Annotated in this window: 1 rRNA gene; it reads left to right on the top strand. The window is 53.3% G+C overall.

What is annotated here, in order from left to right:
* A 23S ribosomal RNA gene (locus VA602_RS00545) occupies nucleotides 1–553 on the top strand; the annotation flags it as partial.

The raw sequence follows: 553 nt of genomic DNA on the forward strand, positions 1-553 counted from the left end.
CTCCTCGAAAGCTATTTAGGTAGCGCCTCATGTATCACTGCTGGGGGTAGAGCACTGTTTCGGCTAGGGGGTCATCCCGACTTACCAAACCGATGCAAACTCCGAATACCAGCAAGTGCCGAGCATGGGAGACACACGGCGGGTGCTCACGTCCGTCGTGAAAAGGGAAACAACCCAGACCGTCAGCTAAGGTCCCAAAGTCATGGTTAAGTGGGAAACGATGTGGGAAGGCTTAGACAGCTAGGAGGTTGGCTTAGAAGCAGCCACCCTTTAAAGAAAGCGTAATAGCTCACTAGTCGAGTCGGCCTGCGCGGAAGATGTAACGGGGCTCAAACCATGCACCGAAGCTACGGGTATCACCTCTGGTGATGCGGTAGAGGAGCGTTCTGTAAGCCTGTGAAGGTGAGTTGAGAAGCTTGCTGGAGGTATCAGAAGTGCGAATGCTGACATGAGTAACGACAATGCGAGTGAAAAACTCGCACGCCGAAAGACCAAGGTTTCCTGCGCAACGTTAATCGACGCAGGGTTAGTCGGTCCCTAAGGCGAGGCTGAA

Source organism: Pseudomonas machongensis (genome assembly GCF_034961125.1).
GTDB classification, from domain to species: Bacteria; Pseudomonadota; Gammaproteobacteria; order Pseudomonadales; family Pseudomonadaceae; genus Aquipseudomonas; species Aquipseudomonas machongensis.